Below are 24100 nucleotides of genomic sequence, written 5' to 3'. Positions count from 1 at the left end.
AATCTAATTTTAATCTAGCTGTATACGTGTATTTTCGGGTACCTCACCTCAGTTTGGGTAGGTCAGCACTATTAATCTGTCATAAAAAGCTTTGGACAAAGTAGGCTGTTAGAGTTGTGTAATAGTTATGTCAAAGTTGCACTCACAGCTATGGCGCGATCGCTTAAGGCATCGAGAACAGGGTTAAAAAAAGCTGAACAAGCATTTAAAACTAAAGCTTGGACATAGGAATACTTGGCAGACGTTGTTAAACGCAGTCGCCCAACCATCATTAATTTTTTTGCTAGACGATCTGTTGATCGCACCTTTGTCAAAACCTAAGTAGGTCGGCAGAATAAAACCAAACTATGTTAACAAAAACGAACAAGGCTAAAACCCTCTTCCCTCCTGCCTCCTGCCTTATCCCAACGACAAATATTTACGCCCACCTACTTACCAACTAGTCAATGATCTGATCTACTAGACAAAACGCACACCAATTGTGATTAATGTGCGTCTGCGGTTAGATTTTAGAAATTCTCAAACTTAGCGATCGCATCCTTCATTTTATCTACCATCTCATCGACAGGAATAACTCCCAATTCCCCAGAGGCGCGTGTACGGATACTCAACGTGTTGGTTTCCACTTCCTTAGCTCCCACCACCGCCATCACGGGTATTTTTTCTTTCTCTGCATTGCGAATCTGTTTACCCAAGCGATCGCCACTGGTATCAACTTCTGCACGGATGCCTAACGCTTTCATCTTCGTCACCACATCTTTAGCAAAGTCTAGCTGTGTATCACCCACCGGCAGTAATCTAGCTTGCACTGGCGCTAACCACAAAGGGAAATCGCCCGCATATTCTTCAATTAAGATCCCAATTAGCCGTTCCAGTGAACCAAAAGGCGCACGGTGAATCATTACTGGACGTTTGCGAACACCATCTTCGGCGACGTATTCCAACTCAAAGCGTTCTGGCAAATTGTAATCAACCTGTACAGTTCCTAATTGCCACTCTCGATCTAGGGCATCACTAAAGATAAAGTCAAGTTTTGGTCCATAAAAAGCCGCTTCTCCAATCCCTTCAAAGTGTTCCATCCCCAAAGTTTCAACTGCACGGCGAATTGCACCTTCGGCTTTGTCCCAAACTTCATCTGAACCGATGTACTTATCACTAGCTGGATCGCGGAAACTGAGTCTAGCTTTAAAGTTCTTCAGTTGCAGCTTATTGAACACCGACAAAATCAAATCCACTACACTGAGAAATTCGCTATCTAGCTGTTCTGGGGTGACGAACAGATGAGAATCATCCACAGTAAAACCGCGCACCCGCGTTAAACCGCCCAATTCCCCTGATTGTTCGTAGCGGTAAACAGTGCCAAATTCCGCCAAGCGCATCGGTAGTTCTCGATAAGAGCGTAACTCACTCTTATATATTTGGATGTGGAAGGGGCAGTTCATCGGCTTCATCACAAAGCCCTGTTCCAGTGCGGCAGCTTCTTGATTATCTGCCATTAAAGGAAACATATCTTCTTTATATTTCTGCCAATGTCCAGAGGTTTTAAATAAATCCACTCTGGCAATGTGAGGCGTTACTACAGATAAATAACCCCGTTTTAACTGTTCTTGCTTGAGGAAGTCTTCTAAGGTACTCCGTAACAAAGTGCCTTTGGGTGTCCACAAAGGCAAACCCGGCCCTACTAGATCGGAAAATACAAATAATCCCAGTTCCTTACCCAGTTTCCGGTGATCTCGCCGCAGCGCTTCTTCTTTACGTCGCTTATATTCAGCAAGTTGTTCTGGACTTTCCCAAGCGGTGGCATAGATGCGTTGTAATTGGGCTTTAGTTTCATCCCCACGCCAATAAGCACCAGCAACGCTTTCTAGTTCAACTGCTTTCGGGTTTAATTCACTAGTATTTTCTAGATGAGGCCCCGCACACAAATCCCACCATTCATTCCCCAGATGGTAAATCGTGATTGGTTCCTCTTTGATATCTCCCAGGATTTCTAGCTTGTAAGGTTCATTAATTCCTTGAATCCGGCGTTCGGCTTCTTCGCGGCTGACTTCTTCCCGAATTACTGGTAACTTGCGATTGATAATCTTCGCCATCTCTTTCTTGATGGCTTTAAGATCGTTTTCGCTAAATGGTTCTGGATTGTCGAAGTCATAGTAAAAACCGTTTTCAATCCAAGGGCCGATTGTAACTTGTGCCTTGGGAAACAGCTTTTGTACTGCCATTGCCATAACATGGGAAGCAGTGTGGCGAATCTTTTTTAAGTTCTCCGATTCGCTGGTACGCGGTAAATAAATTTTTTCAACTTGTTCTAAGTGTTCGGACTGATTCGATGATTTTAGCGACATTGGCTGCTGAACCGTTGGCGAAGTGATTACAAAAGGTGATTTATCTAAATCTGTAGGCTTATTCAACTATAACGACTTTGGTTTTTGCCAGTTAAGCTTTATCAAGAAAGAATTCAAAAGTCAAAAGTCAGAATGAATTTGAATTCGACTGGCGTAATAAATAAAGGGGTTTAAGACTCTGCTAAATATATGGGACTTCCAACAAAAAAATACCCATCGCTTTGGTGAGCAGTGGAAGCTGTTCTTGCGCTCTTGAAGCACGTCTTCGCTTACAAAATTGAATAATTTAATTTCTGGAAGTCCCTATTTTCTTTAATAGTGTTTCTAGGTGGCGGGTTTGAATTCCCCACTATTTTGATTCTGAGTTCTGAATTCTTCTTCAATCTAAAGATAAATTTTTGATTTGTTACCTGAGTAGCAAATTCAGAATTGCTAGCGATCGCTAAATTATCTGATGAATTGCAACTCGGTGTTATATATACCTATAGTCGTCTCTCCAAAGGCACTGTACAAACCGGATATCAAGACTATATAATAAATTTTGTAATCCTTGTTACAAATTTTTACATCTGAAATTTCTGAGAGAAATCAAAAAAGTGTTAAGAAACGTAAATAACGTTAATATTAGTAAGCAAGTTTGAAATATTCCTCTTATTTATGCCAGACTCAAATTTACCAGGGACAGAGTTGCTGAAAACGGTTTTAGATCCGCTGCTGGAAGATTTTCAGCACTGGTTTACGCGATCGCGCCATTTACTCGAAACTGAGGAACTATCATTTATGAGTCACCAAGAGCAATCTGACTTGCTCTTACGGGTTAAGCAAGCGCAGGATGAACTAAATACGGCGAAAATGCTATTTAATGCAACTGATAAACAAGTCGGCATTGATATGGCAACGTTAATGCCTTGGCATGAATTAGTAACAGAATGCTGGAATGTCGCAATGTGCTTTCGTCAAGGACGTGAAGTCTAAACGCTCAATTTCGACGGACTATTTAGCAATATCTTTTGACTAGCTAAGGAAGCGTCTACACAGAAATGGTAAATCAGTTGTTAAAAACAGAGTAGAAAATTCTTAACAATTTCTTAACATTATCTGGATTAACAAAAGAATGTATCCTATGCTACCGTGTAAGTGGAATAACGGTTGACAAATAGCTCCATATAAATGTAAGGACATGATAAGTGCGTAGAATGCTCGTATTAACTGTGAGTCACAGTATCGCCGAAACAAAGTGTTACAAAATAAAGTTTTAAAATTGCTGTTCTGGAGGAAAATATAATGTTACATCTACTTTACATTCTTGCTTTTACAATCCTTGCATTTATAGCTGTTGGCAACTTAATTCGTAACCTGATTATGTTCAGTTTTGATCGGGAGCGAACTTACCCGACAAATTCCTCGCCAATAAATAACCAAGGCAACTATGGTTATTATTCAAAAAAACAGTTTGTGCCCCATCCAGAGTTATTAGATAACGCTGGAAACTTAATTAAAGAACCACTTTTGGTAATGCGTTCGATTAATGTTGAAGATGCGCGTCAACATCTTGATGCACTTTACGAAGCATCCCCAGGACAGAAAAGAGAAAATTCCGAAGAAGCATAACAAAGTTATAGACGCGATTAATCGCGTCTGTTAGTAGTTTGGGTGTAAATTATTGTTGTTTTTACATCCTTAACACTTTAATTAACAGAAATTTATTCCCATATCAATCCAGTAAATGTACCTTTTTTGCATTTTGTTAAAAATACTTAATTGGTGAACGATTGAACTCATCGTTGCAAGGACTGCGATCGCAAGCAGATACAATTTTCATTCTTGAAGATGTGATTGAGGATTTGAAACGAGTAGCACTGTTGTTAGTATTTTCTGGTTATCAGCCATTAGTCAATGCTTAGATCGAAATCAAAGACTCAAAGATAATCCTGAGCAACTTAAAGGTAATACTGTTTCTATTTAACGAATTTTCAATTCTTTTTTTGCATTTTTCAATTGTCTCCAGAGAATGTGAATTTGTTTGTAAGCCTCTTATGGGGAAAGTTTCCCACTAGTTTGAAGGCTACAAATGTAGTTTACCCGTTGAGAAAAATCTTGAAGATTAGCGTTAAATACTAAATACTCTGGTTTAAATTGCCCATAATATGGACTACGAGGATATAGAAAATCACATAGTTCAGATAGCAAATCAGATTGTCTGTTCATAAGTATTTAGAGTATTACAGATTAGAAATTATTTAATTGGAAAATTTTAACAAAGCTTTCGCCGACCCTTTTGACAAGCATTGCAGAAAGAAGTTTGAGGTTCAAAGTCAAGACAGCCGAACGCTTCCTCAGAACAAGCTTTCATGGGATGTACAGTACACTTAAGACGATGGTCGTTAGTGAAATATTCACAAGCATGACAAGGAATTTGATGTAGCTTTTTTAAATGATTTATCCCTTGTTTTAAGGTAAACCAGATACTCAAAATAAAGAAAATCAAAGTAGCCCAAGCAAATGAAGCGCAAAAAATTGTAGCCAGCATAAGTCATCCTCCTAAAGATTAAAAAAAAGTGCCCGTAGTCAACTGCTTTTAACCGCAGGCATGAAATATTATTTAGCTGATGTTGAGTGAAACTAAATTAATTGAGTCAGTAGGTAGACATAAATCAATATGTCATTGCCTAAGGAATCTAATTATTAACTTGACGCAATGAGCGCTAAGAATGCTTGGGATAGCTTAAACTTTTAGACTTGAATAAACTGAATCTAAGTGATGTGGAGATTGCCAGAAATCAAGAATCTATTTTGCGACAAAAGTTGGTTGAAAGAAGCGAAAAAAATGCTGTCCTTGTTGACATTCCCAATAGCGATCGCCTTCCATTAAATAAGGTCGTCATCCTTGCAGAACCTCGCGTTCTACAATGATATCGTCAGTGCTACCACAAACCATTAAAAGTACAGGATAGCTCGGCAGGTGTAGCCGTTTAAACAAAGAGTGAGGCGACGAGCAATTTAAGTCTTGCTCTAATTTCTTGTAAAGACGTAGAATGCTACGTCTTTACATCACGGGTACTAAATCACTAGATGATTAAATCGAGTTGATTGCGATCGCACCGAATAAAGCAACACTAGTCAATAGCAGATAAGCGAAGATTGCTCCACCAATTCCACCAATCAAAAAGCCCTCAGTAAATTGACTCCATTCAGCGACAGTATTGATGCTCTGTGGCACTTTGGCAACAGTTGCAACCGAAACTGATCGTGAATAGATTTCCTGTTGTCTTTCGTAGCTAGTAGTGCCATAAAGCGAAAAACCAATTGTCAGGATGATAATCAAACTGCCTGTGGCTAATAAACCAACCAAGTTGCCCACATTAGAATTGCGTAATAAACCCAATGAACCTAATGTCGCAAAGGGGCCAACTAGCCAGTAACCATGAGCCATGCCAATTTCTAATCCCCGCCACAAAGGAGATATACCGGGGCGGTAAATTGGCAAGTATTTGAGAAACTTCAGTGTCAGATCAGAAGAATTGACTGCGCTTACCTGATTACTTGTTTGGCGCTCTACCCGTGGAGGCTGAACCATATCACCATTTTTAAAATCAAATCCGCCTGCGATCGCACGAGCGCGGAGAGCGTGCCAAATGTGACCTAACAGAAATATTAGCGCTAGGACAAAATGGAAAGTTACCAACCAACCACGAGCAGAAACTATACCAGCAGAAGTTTCTATAGCTTTAACTGGGCCATAAAAAACTTCCGGATAGACGGTGTTATTGACTGAAGCAAAGTATGCTGCTAAAAAGCCCATGTATGCTACAGCACCAATGCTGTAAGATAAATACGCTTCACCTGAGTAAATCAAAATTCGGCGTGCCCAAGCAAATGGCTTAGTCAAGATATGGAAAATACCACCGCCAATTAACATTAAACCAATCCAGATGTGACCGCCAACAACATCTTCTAAGTTATCAACAGCAGCCAATCCCTCTGGTCCCCAAACCCCAAATAGGTAGCCAAAGATGCGGAATGGGTTGAGCGTCGGATGATTGATTATCCTGACATCTCCACCGCCAGCAGCCCAAGGGTCAAACAGTCCACCCCAAAACATCGCTTTAGCAACTAAAGCCAAAGCACCCAAACCTAAAAGCGTTAGGTGAATACCCAAGATGGTTGTCATCTTGTCCTTATCTTCCCAGTCATAGCCAAAAAATCCAGCCCAAGTGGGATTATCTTCTAACACTTCTGGACCCAATAGAGAGTGATAAATACCACCAGCAGCCAGAATTACTGAAGGTATCAGATGCAAGACAGCGATTACGAAGTAGGAATACGTGCTAATAACTTGCCCACCAGCACCGACACCCAAACCAAGAGTCGCTAGATGAGGCAGTATGATTAACCCTTGCTCATACATTGGCTCATTTGGGTTGAAGCGCGATAATTCAAACAGCGTCATCCCTCCAGCCCATAACAAAATCAATGCAGAATGGGCAATATGAGCGCCTAGTAATTTTCCCGATAAATTAGTGAGACGAAAGTTGCCAGCCCACCAACCAACATCAGGTATCTGCTGCTTATATGGGCTATCTTCAATTACTGCTGTCATTTCTAGAACTCCTTGAGAATTTTTAGCAATTTTGTTGAGCTTCTACTTCCAGACAATTGCAAATATATTGCATTAAATTGAATTTAGCTAATTGGTTGCGGAATTACCGCTTCCTGACTCACCCTACCTTTGCGAAAATCGAACCCACGTGCCCGCAAGGCGTGCCATATATGACCTTGGAGAAAGAAGAAAGCTAACCAAAAATGGGCATTAGCTAACCAAGTCCGGGCAGTTACAAGGTCAGGGTCAGGTGATGAAAAGTACGGCACGATATTCTGTCTAACTACAAGCGCCGGCCCATAAAAAACTTCAGGATAAACAGTGGTGTTTACCGATACAAACAAAGTTGCAATAAAACCCATCAGTGCCAAAGCGCCCAGACTGTATGAGAGATAAGCTTCTCCAGTCCAAACAAATAATGGATGTGTCCAACTAAAGGGCTTAGTAGCTATATGGAAAAGTCCACCAACAATCAATATTGCACCAATCCAAATATGTCCACCAACCACATCTTCAAGGTTATCAACGCCAGCAATCCAGAATTTTCTAATTGCGCCAAACAGATAACCAAAAATGATGGCAGGGTTTAATGTCGGATTTGTAATTACCCGCACATTTTCAACATTTGGGTCGTACAAACCCCCAAAGTACATTGCTTTGGCAACTAACAAGAATGCACCACAACCCAGTAAAACCAGATGTATACCAAGAATTGTGGTCATTTTACCCGTATCTGACCAGTCGTAGCCAAAGAAAGGAACTTTACCCTCCAATTTTTCCGGGCCACGCAGGGAATGAAAGATTCCTCCAAAACCCAAAAAAGCTGAGGAAATTAGATGCAAAGCTCCAATTACAAAGTAGGGATAAGTATCCACAACTGCACCATTTGCACCGACACCCCAACCTTGAGTAGCTAGATGAGGTAGCAAAATTAAGCCTTGCAAGTACATTGGTTCTGCTGGATTAAAATGGCCTAGCTCAAATAAAGTCATCGCTCCGGCCCAAAAAACGATTAGACCAGAATGAGCGACGTGAGCGCCTAGTAATTTCCCTGATAAGCTGGTGAGTCTGGCATTACCCGCCCACCAAGGCGAGTCGGTAAGGTCTTGCTCCACCGACAGCGGACTTGTAGAAATTGTCATTTTACATCTATCCTTCTATTGAGAATCTTATTCAATAGGTTTAAACAGAGTCTACACTAAAATTTCAATTAATCAAAGAAAGTCTCATTAAGAAGTTTGAATGTAAATGAAAAATTAATTACATCTCAATAAGTTTGGTGTTGATGATATTTGACTCTGGAAGATTCCCCTAGCCCTATCATTCACGATTTATATCATGAGTAATTTGTCAATAAGTAATAGTGCTTAAACTGCCTATTGTATTATTTATTGGGTTAAGGAAGACAACAAACAGGTAAGCATTGCAAGGTTCTGGCACACATCAAGATTCAGTCTTGAATTGTAATTGTAAACTTTTACAAGAAAACGTATTGACAACGTAAATACATCTTGCTTAGACTATAAGGTATGGATGTATTTTTCATGCTTAATGGTGTCACCTTCCTTTGGAACGAGGAGAAAGCTCGCATTAATCCCAGTAATCATGACGGCATTACATTTCAGCAAGCCGTAGAAGCTTTCTTCGATCCGTTTCTAGTGGTGGTTGATGCAAACCGCAATGATGAGGAGCGGGATGCTGTGATTGGCTTGGATAGATGATGGAATCTTCTGTACGTTGTCTACATTGAGCGTGAAAACGACATGATTCGGATCATCTCGGCTCGGAAAGCAACGCGTAAGGAACGTGAATACTATGAAAGCTGAATTCTTGAAAAAGCGACTTGATAAAAGCCGTCCAATGACGACAATCACAATTCGCATTCCCGAAGATGTGATTGAGGATTTGAAGCGAGTAGCACCATTATTAGGGTTTTCTGGTTATCAGCCATTAGTTCGCGCTTACATCGGACAAGGACTTCGCTCTGATCTTGAACGACTTGAGGGTGATACTGTTTCTACATTGATTGCCAGCTTGAAACGGCATGGTGTGAGTGATGAGATAATTCGTGAAGCACTCAGCGAAGCTACTGGGCAACACAGCAACAGTTAGTAATGGCAGTAAGAGAAAAGCTAAATCCAGCTGAGTAGTGAGAATTATCTGCTTGTGTTCTAGGTTACTGGTATAAAATAACCTTTGATCTATTATTTAAAAGTCCATTGACCAGATTTGAGTTCATAGTAGATGGACCACCAGTATCACAACAAGCTCGTAATCGCGGCAAGGGCAATCGGCTTGAAAAGTGGAAAAAAACAGTGCGAGAAGAGGCTGAAAAATACTGGACTTCGGAACAAAAAACAGCTACTGGGTTGGTTATGCTCCAGATAACCTATTTCTATGATTCTGTTCAAATAGATGTAGATAATATAGTGAAGCCTATTCAAGATGCAATTATTGGATTAGCCTACGTCGATGATGAGCAAGTAAGCGACCTTTTAGTTAGAAAGAGGAATTTATCAGGTAACTTTAAAGTAGAAGACATGACCTCGACATTGGCGCAAGGCTTTGACCGTCGCAAAGAGTTCTTGTATATTGTCGTAATTGATGCTCCTAACCAGGAGGTACTTACTTGATGGCAATTCCAACTGCAAACTTAGAAAGAGAGCGATTACTGAAACTAGCAGAGGAGTATCGTGAAAAAGGTTACGAAATTTTTTTTCATCCAAATATAGAAGACTTGCCTGACTTTCTTAAAACCTATCGCCCCGACATGATAGTACGTCGGGGAGAAGAAAATGTCGTTATTGAAGTCAAGTCCCGCTCCTCATTTGACTCTTCTTCCAATCAATACTTAGGTAATTTAGCTCAAGCGGTAGAAAGACATCCTGGTTGGAGATTTGAATTAGTAATGACCAATCCAGAGGATACAACGTATTCTCTGAAAGCAGAGGGTTCTCTTCAAGAGCATGAAATAGAATCACATCTGCAAGTAACAAGGCAACTTACAACGCAACATCCAGAATTAGCTCTCCTATATTCCTGGTCTTTAGTAGAAGCAACTTTGAGACTTATTGCCCAAAAGGAAGAGCTAAGTTTACAAAGATTTGATCCACGCTATTTAATAAAGCAATTAGCAACTGAAGGTGTAATTTCAAAATCTGAGTATCAGTTACTAATGAATGCACTTCCATTACGTAATTCTATTGCTCATGGCTTCAAAACTACACAAATTACGCCAAATTCTGTATATGAATTGATCGAGCTTACAGAGCAGCTCTTGAGAACTCTACACACTGATGATGAAGCAGGCTAACACTGCGTTGGTTGAAGTGGATGATACTGGGCAATGTCTACGACGGGCTATGCCTACGCACCAAGCATATCAGCCTAAAATAGGGAGTAGTGAATTCCCTACTCCCTACTCCCTTCCTATGCTTCAATAACTACCCGCAGATTGCCCCGTTTTTTCGCAACGCGACAAGCAGTCGTAGTTCCAGAACGCTCGAATTCCAAATCGAGAATGGTGGGGCCGACTCGTAAATTATAAAATGACAGACGATTAATCGATTCTGGCAAAGCAGGGTCGATTATTCGCAAGCAGTTATTTTGAGCGTCAGGCACTAAGTTGACCATCATTTGCAGTAGTTGAAAAATACTACCTGTAGCCCAAGCTTGGGGAGTGCAAGCAACTGGATACTGCACAGGGGCATTATCACCGTTCCGTTCGTAGCCGCAGAAAAGTTCTGGAGGACGTTGATAGGGTTGCTGCTGAGTCATATCAAATAAACCTTGGAATATTTCTAAGGCTTGGTCGATAAGACCGAGCGATCGCAATCCCATTGCAATCAAAGCGTTATCATGGGGCCAAACTGAACCAATATGATAACCCATCGGATTATAAGCGGGTGACAAACTACTTAAAGTCCGAATACCCCAACCATTAAACATATCTGGTGCCCGCAACCGTTCTGCTACACTATGAGCTTTTTCGTCTGTGAACAGTCCCAAATGCAGACAATGACCAGGATTTGAGGTAATACTATCTACTGGCTTGCCATCTCCATCCAAAGCCAGGGCGCAGAAATCTTGATCTTCTACCCAAAAATCTCGATTAAAACGAACCTTAAGATTTCTGGCCTCTTCTTGCCAACGATCTGCCAAATCAAGCCGCTTCTTCATCCTAGCTATTTCTGCTAGACGTATTTTTGCAGCATAGACGTAAGCTTGTACCTCACACAGAGCAATTGGGCCGTTGGCTAATTCTCCCTTACGGTCTACAATACAGTCGCCGGAATCTTTCCAACCTTGGTTAACAAGACCGCGTTTGGATTTACGGAAGTAGCTGAGGTAACTGGTTTCTTTGGTATTGCGATCAATCCACTCCATTGCAGCTAGAGCATTGGGCCAAAGTTGCTCTAGGAGTTCTCGATCGTTAGTCCAAGCATAATGTTCGGCATAGAGCATCAGCCACAAGGGAGTGGCATCAACTGTACCGTAGTAGGGTGTATGGGGAATTTCTTGACAACGAGCCATTTCTCCCAAACGTAACTCGTGCAAAATCTTACCCGGTTCTTCTTCGCGCCATTCGTCGTCAATTTTACCTTGGTATGTCGCAAGTAATACCAGGGTTTCTTTAGCGATTTGCGAGTTTAACATCAGGCTTTGGGAAGCTGTAATCAGCGAATCTCGCCCAAATAATGTTGAAAACCAAGGTACTCCAGCAGAAACAGTCTTATGTTTACCAAAAGACTGGCGCAATAAATACATATCTTGTTCAGCCCGCTCAATCACTCGATTGAAGGTACTTTTATCTGAGCTAATGCGGGTAATTTGTTGTACCCAGTGTTGCTCCTCCATCCACTCAGCAGCTTTTGCCTGTCCTAATGTGGTAGCGGCGCTCACGGTTGAACTAGATTGGTTGTTTCTCAACATATTCACTCGATAGCCCAGCTTTTGAGTTTCGTGAGAAACCAACTCTAGCTGCCAAACCGCAGTGTAACCTTTGAAATAGTCTGGTTGCCGATGCTGGAATAGAATCCGGGATTCCATCACTGAGCCATCCAAACCTTGATAGGCAAGTGTGAAAGATTCTTCTCTATAGGCAGATGGCTCTTTAGGTACTGGTGCAACACCATCGATGTGAGAAGATGTTCCTTCCTCAGTCATCGGTTCTACTAGGCGTAAAAGCCGACCTCGTTTTTCTCTGTCAAAGCCCCGGACTTCAAATAAATCAATAAAATCCGCATCAAAGCTGATGGTTAGTTCAAAATTGACAGTAGTTGTGCTGTAGTTAGATACTTCTATTTCTTCAAATAATGCTCCATTTAGCACGATTTCTCGGCGAATTCCTACAGTTTCGGCTTTTAGGCGTTCGTCAATTCTGGGGTTGGTACACAAAACTGAGAGTGAAAACCCTTTTTCGGCAGTACTACTGAGGAGTACAGGCGATCGCCCTTCAATTTGCAACTCCAAGCGATTCAGAAATCTCGTATCACAACAAAACAGTCCCATACTGGGATTGCCATCGTTGATAGAACAGCCAGAAATATTCCCGATAGTATCTGTCACAAAAAATAAATCATCATCTTTAACCGTTAGTGTCGGTTGCGATCTTTCAGCCACAACACAAGGCCACTCCGGGATCGGTAATTGTTCGGCAGGAATAAAAGTTTTTCCATCTAGAAAAATTTTTTCTGGGGTGATTAACGTATCCGGTGTCATTAGACAAAGTTCCGTGTACAGGTCTATATTTTTGTGGTCTTTTGAGTAGAAGTCTCTTACCCAAGAGGTAGAGGGAAAGAATAAATACCCTTTTGCTTTGAGACAGAGCAACTAAATTTATTTAGGTCGCAAAAAGAAAGATTTGTGTCGAGACACGTAGTTTAAACAAAGGACAGCGTATCGTAGAGAAACAGAAAGCGCAAAGTCAGATCAGCAATCTTGCCCTGCTTTTACAGCGCTTTTCAAGTAATTGAACTACACCACTCCCTACTCCTTGTCTTAGTTTTGGTCTAAATACCTAAAAACCTCTGTAAATATGCGGTTTTCTCTTTGCTCTATCCTCACAACTTCTGTAAAAATACGCTCTTTAAAACTCGTTTGAGCTATTCGAGCCAAAATAATCCTGACATATTGCTGACAAAATAGCAGCGTTCATATCTATACAAATATAAGCAAATCTTATTGAAAAAGGCAGGAGATAGACTGCTCTCAGCAAGAACTGCCTTTGTCGATAAATTTATATTTTATAAGTGTGAGATCAAGACTGAAAACTGAGGGTTTTGAGATAATTTATTAAGCCGTTGAACTTTCAAAGACACAAGGTATATATAGGAATCCGGTTTGATTCCTGAATTTACTTGCGTGGAGAGGGAACAGAGAACAGGGTACAGGGTACAGAAAAAAGGATAAATACGTACTGAGTTTTGTTCAAAAATCAAATGGTAATCCTATAATATACTCAGTGAAAATGTGAAGCTTACGGTTTTTGTTGGACATAGAGAAAATTTATTCTTGACTAGAATACAATTTTGTCTTAAATATCTTTGGTATTTGATTAGACTAATTTATAAGAATTAATTAATTGATTAAGTTTAATCACGAATTATTGATTAAGTTATGTGAATGTTGCAGTCATGATTTTTCGGTAAGAAGATTTATTTAGTTAGCATAAATCAACGTCGACAAAGTAGGTGATGTTTACGACGGGCTATTTTGCCGACGTTTGGACTATAAATCCGATCGTCTGTAGTTATTAGCGAACAGAGTAGTTAAAACCATACAATAATTAATGTTTTAGTACTTATTTCTGAAAGATTTTACCTGTACAAACAAAAGCATCAGGTGTCGAGAATGTATATTGGGCGTAATAGGTTATCAATCAACAAATCAAGATGGTACGCACGCCCCTTAGTTGGTAACAAAGTGTTACGACTGCTTTAGCGAAAAGCGCTTTTTAGCGTTCTTTACATATTGCAACTGTCTATTTAACTTGAGAGTCCCTTGGAATTTGTACAATGCAGCTGTGACGTGGATCTGATCGAGGTTGAGCGTTTAACAATAATTCATGAGCATTTCGACTTTTGTGCTGAGTGATCTGCTAAAGTCCCTACCCTACTTGCGGCCCCAGCTATATTTTAAGGCTTCACTAACGGCGCTCTCCCACGCGATGGAAGATCAAGTTTTGGCTGCGACTTTAGCTCAACCCCTTGTAATTGCTAGTTTCCAACGAGAGCGATTCTACCGCCAAGAAGCTCATCGCTACCAACGACTTGCTTTGCGAAGTAATCAAATATACGTATTATCTGCCCCAGAGACAGATTTCGCCAACAGTTCGGAACACTACGAAAAAGTGGCTTTTGAGCCAACGGATGGCTTAAGTCAGGAGTGGCATTTGGTAGTGATTGCTGACAATTATGCTACTTGTCTGGTTTGCCGAGAAAACCTTGGTTCTCTTGCTAAAAACAAGCAACTACCGGAACTAAGCCCTAATCTGGATATAGACACAGCCCGAAGATTTGAGGGAATTTGGACATCGGAAAGGGGAGTTAGCCTCAAAGCAGCTGAATTGCTGTTAAATAGGATTTTGGTTTACAGACCAGAACTGGCAAGTAAAATTCAACAGGCACGACAGAGGTTTGGCATCGGAGAGCCACGAAACCACTCTGGAGCAGAACAGATAAACGAGTATGCCTGTGACATTGATACAGATCCCTTTGTGCAGCGTTTAGTAACTTATTTGCAAGCTAGTCAGTACAAATTGCACAAAGCCTACCGTTCTATTGCTGCTCAAGCACGAAAAGAACGATTAGTCAACTCAATTAGCACTGCCATTCGGCGATCGCTCGATCCTCACGAAGTTCTCCAAGTGGCGGCACAAGAATTAGGGCAACACCTAAAAGCTTGTCGGTGTTTAATTTACCGCGCTCAAGCCACAGATAGCCAAGCGATAATTGAACACGAGTTTTTGAATCCCGGTGTTTTATCTGTTTGTGGGCAAACCTGGGAGTTAGAGAAAAATTCTCTATTTCGGGACATTGTGGAACAAGGCGAAGGTGTTTGTGTCAGCGATACGCTGAGTGACCCTCGCGTTACCAAATCGTCAGGACTTTCTACCATCGCCAAAAAGTTTGCCATTCGTTCTTGGTTGATGGAACCAGTGTTCTATCAGGGGCGATTATTGGGGATTGTGGAGTTACATTACTGCCGGATGCCACCACACGAATGCCAACCTGGGGAATTGGATTTAATCGAAGCGATCGCTACCCAAGTAGGAGCAGCTCTTATCCAAGCGGAAGCTTACGCTAATCTAGAAGAACTTAACCAGCAACTAGAAGCCCTAGACCGCACTCGCAGCAACCTCATAGCCATCACCGGACATGAACTGCGTACCCCCCTATCCACAATTCAAGTGTGCCTGGAAAGTCTCGCTAGCGAACCGGATATGCCCTTGGAGTTGCAGCAGGTCATGCTCAACACCGCTCTTTCCGACTCGGAACGGATGCGAAAACTGGTACAAGATTTCCTTACACTTTCCAACTTGGAAAGCGGTCGGGTGGAATGGCATCCAGAATCTCTTACTTTACAAGAATGTGTAGATTTAGCACTCAGCCGAAATCGCACGCGTTCCTCAACGGAAAAGCCGCCCCAAATCAAGACTCAAATTGCCGAAAACCTACCTTTGGTAAGAGCTGACGGTGATTGGCTAGTCGAGGTACTGGCAAAACTCATGGATAATGCTTTGAAATTTACGCCACCCCAAGGAGAAATCACGATTAAAGCGATTGACAACAGCCGTCAAATGGTCGAGGTGACTGTCGCTGACACTGGACGTGGCATTGAACCAAATCGTTTAGAAATAGTTTTTGACCGCTTCTATCAAGAAGAGGGATCGCTGCGCCGCACCACTGGCGGGACTGGGCTTGGTTTAGCAATTTGCCGTCAAATTGTTAATGGCTGGGGTGGAGAAATTTGGGCAGAGTCAACTGGCAAAGACCAAGGTAGCCAGTTTCACTTCACCATCCCGATTGTTCGGAGTAGCCAAGAGGAAAAGCGGACAAAAGTCAAGAGTAAATAGATATTAGTCCTTTGTCATTAGTCATTAGTCATTGGACGTTGAGCATGGGGCATTAGTTTTTAATAAATGACAAAGAACAAAGCGCAAAGTCTGAGCGGAGGTTTCCTCCGCTCAGAACTTTGTAAGAGAGGACAAATGACTAAAAACTGTTACAGTCTATGACGCGATCGCAATATGATCCTGGTTGCGGTGTTAGGATTCCCTAAAAACGTTGAGAGAATACTTTATGGCAGAAACACTCTCTGGACAAACCCCGCTATTTGCTGGCAGCACCGGTGGCTTGCTCAGTAAAGCACAAGTGGAAGAAAAGTACGCTATCACTTGGACTAGCCCGAAAGAGCAAGTATTTGAATTGCCTACAGGTGGTGCTGCTACTATGCGGAAAGGTGAAAACCTGCTGTATGTAGCTCGTAAAGAATATGGCATCTTTTTGGGCGGTCAGCAACTCCGTAAACTCAAAATCACAGATTACAAAGTTTACCGGGTTTTACCCAACGGAGAAACTACCTTACTTCATCCAGCCGATGGCGTCTTCCCTGAAAAGGTGAATGAAGGTCGTGAAAAAGTGCGTTATGTCCCACGCAGCATTGGGCAAAACCCCAGTCCAGCACAACTCAAGTTTAGTGGTAAAGCTACCCACGATGTATAGGGACTAGGGATTGGGGACTGGGGACTAGGGACTGGGAACTGGGAACTGGGTATTGGGAAATCCTTCTGACACGCAATCCCTAATCTCCAATCCCCAATCCCCATTACCCCTTATCCCCTTATCCCCAGAGGGGGCCCCACCTTCCCCAATGCCCCATCCCTAAGCAATTTATGGTATTCCCCGATTTCTCCGAATTTTCTCAGCTAGCTCTACAAGGCAACTTCATTCCGGTATATCAAGAATGGGTAGCAGACTTAGATACGCCCGTATCTGCTTGGTATAAAGTCTGTGCAGGTCAGCCCTATAGCTTTTTGTTGGAATCGATAGAAGGTGGTGAAAAGCTGGGACGCTATAGTTTAGTGGGCTGCGATCCGGTGTGGGTTTTGGAAGCAAGAGGCGATCGCACGACTCAGAAAAACCGCGATGGTTCGCAGGTGGTTTTTGGAGGCGACCCTTTTACAGCTTTAGCTGAATGTTTAGCACCTTATCACCCAGTGAAATTACCACAGCTACCGCCAGGAATTGGCGGTTTATTTGGGTTTTGGGGCTATGAATTGATTCAATGGATTGAACCGCGTGTGCCAATTTATCCACCAGATGAGCGAAATATCCCTGATGGGTTGTGGATGCAGGTAGACCACTTGTTGATTTTTGACCAGGTGAAGCGGAAAATTTGGGCAGTCGCTTATGCTGATTTACGCGACCCGAAAGTAGATTTTAAAGCAGCATATCAACAAGCTAGCGATCGCGTCACTCAAATGCTCGAAAAGCTATCTCTACCTCTATCGCCACAAAAAACTCGATTGGAATGGAAACCGCCAGGAAGCAGAGGAGCAGAGGAGCAGGGGAGCCAGCGCCATGCGGGGGTTCCCCCCGTTGAGGCGACTGGCGTGAGCAGAGAAGCAGAGGAGTATCAGAGTAATTTTACCCGCCCTGATTTTTATGCCAGCGTTGAGAAGGCGAAAGATTACATTAAAGCAGGTGATATTTTTCAAGTAGTAATTTCCCAGCGATTATCAACAGCATACACAGGCGATCCTTTTGCTCTTTATCGGTCGCTACGTCAGATAAATCCTTCGCCTTACATGGCTTACTTTAATTTCCAAGATTGGCAAATCATCGGTTCTAGTCCGGAAGTGATGGTGAAAGCCGAAACCGATTCAGATAGTGGAGTAATAGCGACGGTACGCCCAATTGCTGGGACGCGTCCACGGGGTAAAACCACCAAGGAAGATGCGGCCTTCGCTGAAGATTTACTCCAAGACCCCAAAGAAATTGCCGAACACGTGATGCTTGTAGATTTAGGGCGGAATGATTTGGGGCGTGTTTGTCAAAGTGGTAGCGTCAAAGTCGATGAATTAATGGTGGTTGAACGCTACTCCCATGTGATGCACATTGTTAGCAATGTTGTGGGGAAATTAGCAGTTGGTAAAACAGCATGGGATTTACTGAAAGCTTCCTTCCCAGCAGGTACGGTAAGCGGCGCACCCAAGATTAGGGCGATGGAAATTATCCACGAGTTAGAGTCTAGTCGTCGGGGTGTTTATTCCGGTGTATATGGATATTACGATTTTGAAGGACAATTAAATACTGCGATCGCAATTCGCACAATGGTAGTGCATGATAATACAGTCAGCGTACAAGCTGGTGCAGGTTTGGTAGCTGATTCTGAGCCAGAGAAAGAATATGAAGAGACGCTGAATAAAGCTAGAGGTCTATTAGAGGCGATTCGTTGTTTGCGTTAAAGTAGGAACTGAAGAAGAGAATAGAATATAGGTTAGAGGGTACAGATTATTCCCTGTAACCTGTAACCTCTCCCTTAACTCCAATCTTTTTTACTGCCTGTATGGTTTCTCTCGCATAGAATTAATTGCACACTGGTTTATGTTGCTTAATTGTAAAATAGGGCTTGATATAAGTACAGTAACAGTTCGATCTGCTGTATGAGAATCCAGACCAGATTTTAAAAGTTGATGTACCAATACCCTTCTATTTTGAATTACATAGGTTTTACTTTGAACAACAAGATGCCTGGAAACAATTTGTGCTACTTCTAAGCCGACATATCCACAATACCGTGACAAATTGGGAAGCTTTATAAATCCAATCAACATCAAACTTTTTCCAAAACTAAATAAAGTTTTTTAAACTTATTGAAAATTTCTAAGAAGTCCTGGTATCCAAATCCAATTCCTCTGCTGAAGTTACTACACATTAGGAAACGAACAAACTTGCTCATCCTAACTGGCTGAAGTAAATCGCCCAAAGAATTCTAGTTACTCCAATGGTAATTAAAAAGTTAGTGAAAAATCTGTCGAACTCAATTTCTTGTCCCAATCCTTTGTCATTTTGACCGGCAGTAAAAAACAATGACCAGGCTTAATTTAGATTGATTGTCTCAAAGTTGTTGAAATTAGGTCAAAAACAACGAGTTCAATTAAATCCTTTTGAGGATAATCAAAATCAGTTTCCATAAGTAAGTTTGCCTCTAAATTACTTTATTCGTCAAGTGAGGAAAATTCATAGATTTCAAACTGTCTAGTTAGGGACTTCCAGTTAAAAAAATATCCCATCGTAGGGGCACAAGACCTTACGCCCCTAAAAATCTAGAAATAATTTGGGGTAATTTATTTTTTGCAAGTCCCTTACTGCTTCTGGGGCAGCCAACACGATCCTTGCACAAGTCTGACTAGAACAAATTAAGCAGATGCCTTTTGAGGCTTGAACCTAGTACGTAAATAGAGAACTAGATTGGTAGTTGCTTGAGCGTGGATGAGTAAAGGACGTAGGCGTAGCCCGTTGTAGATATCGCCACCTCGCCACGCTTAAGCAAAAGAAACTGACAACAGCTTCTTTTGCATCTTCGTACTGCGATCGCTGTTGAAAGCAACCGATTCCATCGGCGATTTTGTAAAAGATTGTTAAATAGTTTTAAGGTTGGTGCGGAGTTATAAAGTCTCGGAATATACGAATTTATAATAAGTAGTATTGACTTCTAGAATCTTTCTCGCTCAAGGGACTTCCAGAAATTAAATTATTCAATTGTGAGAGCGAAGACGATTGTGAAATTCTTTCTCACCCTGCTTCCCCTGCTTCCCTTGCTCGCCAAAGCGATGGGATATTTTTTTAGTTGGAAGTCCCTAAGAGCATCTCAACTAGTCTTTACTTGTTTATGATTAAGTGCCATCGGCTACTTTTGCACCGGGTTAGGAATGCATTCACGCACATTTATTCTGATGGGGGTTTATTCATTTGCTGGGAATCTTAGTTTTACCGTACTGCGGTGTTATACAGTTTCTCTCAACAGGGCTAATTATGACTGTTAGTTTACTGTTACTAGCAGAATTACAATGGGATATGCAATTTTCAAGTGATTACAACCAATTAACACCACAACAAAAGCAGTTTAACCAAATACAGTCCCAACGACGTAAAATGAGTAGCTAAAGTTATAAAGAATTAAAATCTTACTTTAGACAAATTTGTATAAACAATATAGCTATATCTCTTGGCTAGGTAATGTTTATACTTGGGAGAGAGAGTTTTCCACCCAACTGTTAGCTATTATATATTTATGTAAACAAACAATACTGTATGGGTGTTATGCCGCTGTGGCCCATTATCAGACATCAAAGGAGAGCGACCGCAGGTGTTTGAACAGTGTAAATAAATAAAAACCGTTGACGGTGTGGAGTTTTTGTCGCTTCCTCCACTTTATTATCACCAAGGGAAGGTTAAATTCTTTATCAGAGCGGTCTGAGGTGATAAACGTCTTGTGTTTTTTACATTACAACTTAATTTTGGCACTTCAATCTCCTTAATTCATTTTGAACTAAGGATATTGGTGTGTCACGGCTAATGCAACTATCTATTAACTGGCGTTTGTGTGTCAAAATATTCACGCCAACGACTAATTTGACCATTCCTGAAATCTACAACAATTACATCATCAGCTTTATTACGAAGACCTGTTGCCTTTTCTGTATCTTCGTAATACCACTCTACTGCTGCCTGATTTTCTCCAATGATGATCCGTTGGATATCTATTTTAATATCTGAATACTGTTGTTTAAAATGAGTAAGTTCTTCTCGAATTCTTTCTTGCCCACGCCAGCATTGACCAGGCACAATTAGTTCTCCATCAACCGCAAACAATTGTACAAGAGTATCGACATCTTGAGCAACCCATGCATCTTTAGCTTTTTCTATTAATATCTGGATATCTCGTTGATTCATAGACTGACTGGCAAATAAAGGTGTGCTAAAAGTTAAGCTAACAAATATAGTTCCTAACACTAGCCATTGAGATAACCAAAGCATCTAGATTTTTTACCCTCTAAAATATCAAACGATAAGTAGGTCGGCGTAAATAATTATTGTTGGGATAACGGCAGGGGGCAGGGAGCAGGGGGAGAAAGAGTTTGAGGCTTATTTACTTTTCTTCACACAGTTTGCTTTTATTGCACCGACTTACTTAGAGCATTAGTAAGAATTTAACCAGAAGTTGGTTGCATTGCGATCACTCTTGCCTAAAAATCCTGTTTTTGTCTTATTCTGTCCTGCAAATGCTCTACGTGGTGGAAATACTAGCATTTAGACGGTGCAGATAAGCGCTAATTTTACTTAAGTTAAGTGTTTCAAACTATACTATTTAAATGTAAAGTTTGAAATACTAGGGTAATGATTAGCATGAATTATATCAAAACTTTTCAAGCGAATACGGAATTAATTCAACAATTTGATGAAGATAAAGCTTATTTGGCTTGGTCAATGGCTCTTTATTTAGACTGCCCAGATGCTGAACAATTAGCGACTGAATGTCTTACAGATGATGGCAATGATAAAAAGATTGATTTCATACGTCTAGACTGGGACTCTAAGAGAATTGTTTTTGCTCAAGGATATTATTCTTCAAGAAAAGTTGACAGTGCACCTGCAAATAAAGCATCTGATTTAAATACAGCATCTGCTTGGCTAATATCAGGAGATGTTAATGAAGTTCCTAATAAGTTAAAAGCCATTATTAATGACTGTCGTAGTGCGTTAGATAATGGAGATATAGAGCAGATTGATTTGCTCTATGTTCACAACCTTCCAGAATCAGTAAATGTATCTAAGGAACTGAATACTGCTGTAACTTATCTTTTAAGAAGTTTATCAAAAGATACTAGTATTAATGTTGTAACACGTGAGCTAGGTATTGAGGCTCTTGAACGATTATACTCTGCACAAGAGTCGTCTATCGCTGTTAAAGATAGTATTGAATGTCCTACTAAAGTTCAGTTTATAGAAGAAGGTCCATCCTGGAAATCTGCAATATTATCTATTCCTGGAATTTGGTTAAGAGACATTTTCAACAAGTATGGAGATGACCTGTTTTCTGCCAATTATCGAGGGTTTTTAGGTATAAATAAGCGCCGAAAGATAAACACTGGTATTCGTCAATCAGCAGAAAATGATTCCAGTAATTTCTGGGTATATAACAATGGAATTACGATTCTTACACTAGGATTTGAAGAAAATAAACGTAGTAGTACAACAACCCTTCAAGGTATTTCAATTATTAATGGCGCTCAGACAACAGGTTCCATTGGTTCAGTAGATATTACTAAGTACGATCTAAAAGAAGTAAAAGTTTTGTGCCGCGTTATTCAATGCTCAAACGCAGCTACAATTAGTCAGATAGTTAAGTATAATAATACACAAAATGAAATCACAACCTGGGATCAGTATAGTAATAGTGCTGAACAAAAGCGTATCTCTGAGGAATTTAGAAACTTTGGTCATGAATACTCATTGAAAAGAGGCTTCAGTTCGTCTTCTATACAACTAGGGATTGAGCAAGTAATCCAACCAATGCTTGCATTTGCTGGTGATTATATAAGTGCTAGTAGAGGTAAGAATTCTCTATTTGAACGTCGTAGTTCTTATGAAAAAGCATTTAAAGATCAAAAGTCTAGGCATATTCTATTAGTACATACTCTTTCCAAAGCAATAAATACATACAAAATAGAGCTAAGTAAAAAAGGATTAATAATCAGTTAGTTTCTATTGAAGAAAAACAGATAGCTTTATTTAGAAATTTAACATTTAAAAGTTTTTTGATAGCTCTTATAGGAAAGTGTCTAGAATCAATTATTGGTGAAAAGGTTGATTCCTTACAAGTTGCCTTCACACCTGAAGCATCTAGGATCAGCAATAAATCCATTAATGACCTAATTGCATTATGGCTACCAATTGTAACTACTGTATTAGCATATATAGCAAATATTATAGATAAAGATTTATCAGAGATATTGTCGGAAAATGATTCACTTGAAAGTGTTTCTAGCAAAGTAAGTACGTTTATTTATGTAAGTCAGGCTACTAACCCTAATCCTGCATTTACATCTTTCAAAGGTTTTATATCTCCCAAAGGTTAAACGTTCAATAGTTTAAAAAAATAAGTCGTAAACCTGCAAAAAAATATAAACTTATAAACAGAGATTTTGGGCGATCGCACCTCGCACAGCACTACACTAAAAAGTAAGATGCTCAGAATAGGCCATGAACACCACGACAACCACTTTCCCTTTTACACTTAAATTGAAAATTGACTTGACTGATGAGCAATTTTTCCAAATGTGTCAGAAAAATAGTAATTATAGATTTGAGCGCACAGCATCAGGGGAAATATTAATTATGCCACCTACAGGTAGTGATACTGGCAGACGTAATGTTAAAATTACCACTCAATTAGATATTTGGAACTCTCAGAGTAGTTTAGGCGAAGTTTTTGACTCTTCAACTGGCTTCACCCTACCCAATGGTGCAGAACGTTCTCCTGATGCTTCTTGGGTGAAAATTGAGCGCTGGAATGCTTTAACCCCAGAACAACAAGAAAAATTTGCCCCGATTTGTCCTGATTTCGTAGTAGAGTTGCGTTCTCGTACTGATTCCTTGAAAGAATTGCAAGAGAAAATGCAGGAGTATATCGAAAATGGTACTCAATTAGGCTGGTTAATTGATTGGAAAAATAAGCGAGTAGAAATTTATCGTGCAGGTAAAGATGTAGAGGTATTAGACAATCCTGCTAGTTTATCAGGAGAAAATGTACTACCTGGATTTGTGTTGGATTTACAGCAGATTATATAGTTTTATTGATTAGGATAAATATAGCGCATTTCAAAACGACTTTGTTCCCAAAGTAGTATTAAAGCCTGTTTAGCAGCATTTAACTGAATTTTTGAAAAAGATATTTTACCATTTTCTATAATCCAAATAAATATCCGAGTAATTAAATCTGCCTTAAAACTATTCTCGTATTCACTATTATTTATTCTTGTTACTTACTGATCTAATACCAATTCTCTAAAAGCTGGCTACAGATAGTGCCTCTAAAATATATTGCCTTCGGGCAATAGATGCAATAATTGGTTTGGTTAATTTGC

At 40.5% G+C, this 24100-nt stretch carries 21 protein-coding genes and 3 pseudogenes; 15 read left to right on the top strand and 9 right to left on the bottom strand.

The window, feature by feature from the left end:
- Positions 1–125 precede the first annotated feature (125 nt).
- Positions 126–305 (bottom strand): hypothetical protein, encoded by a 180-nt coding sequence (locus V7K89_RS27490; protein ID WP_335192882.1) that lies wholly within the window; start codon positions 303–305, stop codon positions 126–128.
- A 204-nt stretch (positions 306–509) separates the two neighbouring features.
- Entirely contained in the window at positions 510–2345 is a 1836-nt protein-coding gene (gene thrS, locus V7K89_RS27485) for a threonine--tRNA ligase (RefSeq protein ID WP_335192912.1), read from the bottom strand.
- Positions 2346–3002: 657 nt separating this feature from the next.
- Between thrS and V7K89_RS27480 the strand changes: the two genes are divergently transcribed.
- The 3 genes from V7K89_RS27480 to V7K89_RS27470 all read left to right on the top strand — a co-directional run bounded on the left by V7K89_RS27480 (position 3003) and on the right by V7K89_RS27470 (position 4249).
- Positions 3003–3320 (top strand): DUF2605 domain-containing protein, encoded by a 318-nt coding sequence (locus V7K89_RS27480; protein ID WP_335192880.1) that lies wholly within the window; start codon positions 3003–3005, stop codon positions 3318–3320.
- A gap of 309 nt (positions 3321–3629) precedes the next feature.
- The gene (locus V7K89_RS27475; RefSeq protein WP_335192877.1) at positions 3630–3956 is read left to right on the top strand and encodes a DUF2973 domain-containing protein; all 327 of its coding nucleotides are present in this window, start codon (positions 3630–3632) and stop codon (positions 3954–3956) included.
- 161 nt (positions 3957–4117) lie between these two features.
- Positions 4118–4249, top strand: coding sequence for a hypothetical protein (locus tag V7K89_RS27470; protein ID WP_335192875.1), 132 nt, complete (start codon positions 4118–4120; stop codon positions 4247–4249).
- Positions 4250–4307: 58 nt separating this feature from the next.
- Here the strand turns inward: V7K89_RS27470 and V7K89_RS27465 are convergent.
- Both V7K89_RS27465 and V7K89_RS27460 read right to left on the bottom strand, forming a co-directional pair.
- A pseudogene (locus V7K89_RS27465) lies at positions 4308–4553 on the bottom strand (DUF7219 family protein).
- Between the two features lie 46 nt (positions 4554–4599).
- Positions 4600–4875, bottom strand: a complete 276-nt coding sequence (locus V7K89_RS27460) for a hypothetical protein (RefSeq protein ID WP_292872057.1) — start codon at positions 4873–4875, stop codon at positions 4600–4602.
- A 209-nt stretch (positions 4876–5084) separates the two neighbouring features.
- On the opposite strand from V7K89_RS27460, the gene V7K89_RS27455 reads away from it, so the two are divergent.
- A complete protein-coding gene (locus V7K89_RS27455) occupies positions 5085–5258 on the top strand; it encodes a hypothetical protein (protein WP_335192873.1) in 174 nt (57 codons plus the stop codon).
- Between the two features lie 163 nt (positions 5259–5421).
- Here V7K89_RS27455 and V7K89_RS27450 read toward each other — a convergent pair whose 3' ends face one another.
- Positions 5422–6945, bottom strand: a complete 1524-nt coding sequence (locus V7K89_RS27450) for a chlorophyll a/b binding light-harvesting protein (protein WP_335192871.1) — start codon at positions 6943–6945, stop codon at positions 5422–5424.
- Between the two features lie 83 nt (positions 6946–7028).
- The gene (locus V7K89_RS27445) at positions 7029–8087 is read right to left on the bottom strand and encodes a chlorophyll a/b binding light-harvesting protein (protein ID WP_335192869.1); all 1059 of its coding nucleotides are present in this window, start codon (positions 8085–8087) and stop codon (positions 7029–7031) included.
- 387 nt (positions 8088–8474) lie between these two features.
- On the opposite strand from V7K89_RS27445, the pseudogene V7K89_RS27440 reads away from it, so the two are divergent.
- The 4 genes and pseudogenes from V7K89_RS27440 to V7K89_RS27425 all read left to right on the top strand — a co-directional run bounded on the left by V7K89_RS27440 (position 8475) and on the right by V7K89_RS27425 (position 10258).
- Positions 8475–8771, top strand: a pseudogene (locus V7K89_RS27440) (BrnT family toxin).
- Positions 8761–9057, top strand: coding sequence for a hypothetical protein (locus tag V7K89_RS27435; protein ID WP_335192867.1), 297 nt, complete (start codon positions 8761–8763; stop codon positions 9055–9057). Before V7K89_RS27440 ends, V7K89_RS27435 begins: the two are co-directional and overlap by 11 nt.
- A gap of 107 nt (positions 9058–9164) precedes the next feature.
- Positions 9165–9578: a RusA family crossover junction endodeoxyribonuclease gene (locus tag V7K89_RS27430; protein ID WP_335192865.1), complete on the top strand. Its 414-nt coding sequence runs from the start codon at positions 9165–9167 to the stop codon at positions 9576–9578.
- Positions 9578–10258, top strand: coding sequence for a hypothetical protein (locus V7K89_RS27425; protein ID WP_335192910.1), 681 nt, complete (start codon positions 9578–9580; stop codon positions 10256–10258). Before V7K89_RS27430 ends, V7K89_RS27425 begins: the two co-directional genes overlap by 1 nt.
- A 116-nt stretch (positions 10259–10374) precedes the next feature.
- On the opposite strand, the gene V7K89_RS27420 is transcribed toward V7K89_RS27425, so the two are convergent.
- Positions 10375–12666, bottom strand: a complete 2292-nt coding sequence (locus V7K89_RS27420; protein ID WP_335192863.1) for an amylo-alpha-1,6-glucosidase — start codon at positions 12664–12666, stop codon at positions 10375–10377.
- Positions 12667–14011: 1345 nt separating this feature from the next.
- Here V7K89_RS27420 and V7K89_RS27415 point away from each other — a divergent pair.
- The 3 genes from V7K89_RS27415 (at position 14012) to trpE (ending at position 18415) form a co-directional block, all read left to right on the top strand.
- Complete coding sequence (locus V7K89_RS27415) at positions 14012–16021, top strand: DICT sensory domain-containing protein (RefSeq protein WP_335192861.1); 2010 nt, start codon at positions 14012–14014, stop codon at positions 16019–16021.
- A 226-nt stretch (positions 16022–16247) separates the two neighbouring features.
- The gene (locus V7K89_RS27410; protein WP_335192859.1) at positions 16248–16670 is read left to right on the top strand and encodes a photosystem I reaction center subunit II PsaD; all 423 of its coding nucleotides are present in this window, start codon (positions 16248–16250) and stop codon (positions 16668–16670) included.
- Positions 16671–16840: 170 nt separating this feature from the next.
- On the top strand, positions 16841–18415 hold the full coding sequence (trpE, locus tag V7K89_RS27405) for an anthranilate synthase component I (RefSeq protein ID WP_335192857.1): 1575 nt from the start codon (positions 16841–16843) through the stop codon (positions 18413–18415).
- Between the two features lie 490 nt (positions 18416–18905).
- On the opposite strand, the pseudogene V7K89_RS27400 reads toward trpE, so the two are convergent.
- A pseudogene (locus V7K89_RS27400) lies at positions 18906–19144 on the bottom strand (hypothetical protein).
- An 841-nt stretch (positions 19145–19985) separates the two neighbouring features.
- Here V7K89_RS27400 and V7K89_RS27395 point away from each other — a divergent pair.
- Positions 19986–20117 (top strand): hypothetical protein, encoded by a 132-nt coding sequence (locus tag V7K89_RS27395; protein ID WP_335192855.1) that lies wholly within the window; start codon positions 19986–19988, stop codon positions 20115–20117.
- 417 nt (positions 20118–20534) lie between these two features.
- On the opposite strand, the gene V7K89_RS27390 is transcribed toward V7K89_RS27395, so the two are convergent.
- Positions 20535–20990 carry a nuclear transport factor 2 family protein gene (locus V7K89_RS27390; RefSeq protein WP_335192853.1) on the bottom strand — a complete coding sequence of 152 codons (456 nt, stop codon included), beginning with the start codon at positions 20988–20990 and terminating at the stop codon, positions 20535–20537.
- 369 nt (positions 20991–21359) lie between these two features.
- Between V7K89_RS27390 and V7K89_RS27385 the strand changes: the two genes are divergently transcribed.
- The 3 genes from V7K89_RS27385 (at position 21360) to V7K89_RS27375 (ending at position 23804) form a co-directional block, all read left to right on the top strand.
- Positions 21360–22715 (top strand): AIPR family protein, encoded by a 1356-nt coding sequence (locus V7K89_RS27385; RefSeq protein ID WP_335192851.1) that lies wholly within the window; start codon positions 21360–21362, stop codon positions 22713–22715.
- A gap of 56 nt (positions 22716–22771) precedes the next feature.
- On the top strand, positions 22772–23092 hold the full coding sequence (locus tag V7K89_RS27380; protein ID WP_335192849.1) for a hypothetical protein: 321 nt from the start codon (positions 22772–22774) through the stop codon (positions 23090–23092).
- Between the two features lie 124 nt (positions 23093–23216).
- On the top strand, positions 23217–23804 hold the full coding sequence (locus tag V7K89_RS27375) for a Uma2 family endonuclease (RefSeq protein WP_335192847.1): 588 nt from the start codon (positions 23217–23219) through the stop codon (positions 23802–23804).
- The last annotated feature ends 296 nt before the right edge of the window (positions 23805–24100 follow it).

Origin of the sequence: Nostoc sp., assembly GCF_036917515.1 — a bacterium.
GTDB lineage: Bacteria > Cyanobacteriota > Cyanobacteriia > Cyanobacteriales > Nostocaceae > Nostoc.
Note: the sequence above shows the minus strand (reverse complement) of the source record. Positions and strands in the feature narration are given on the sequence as shown.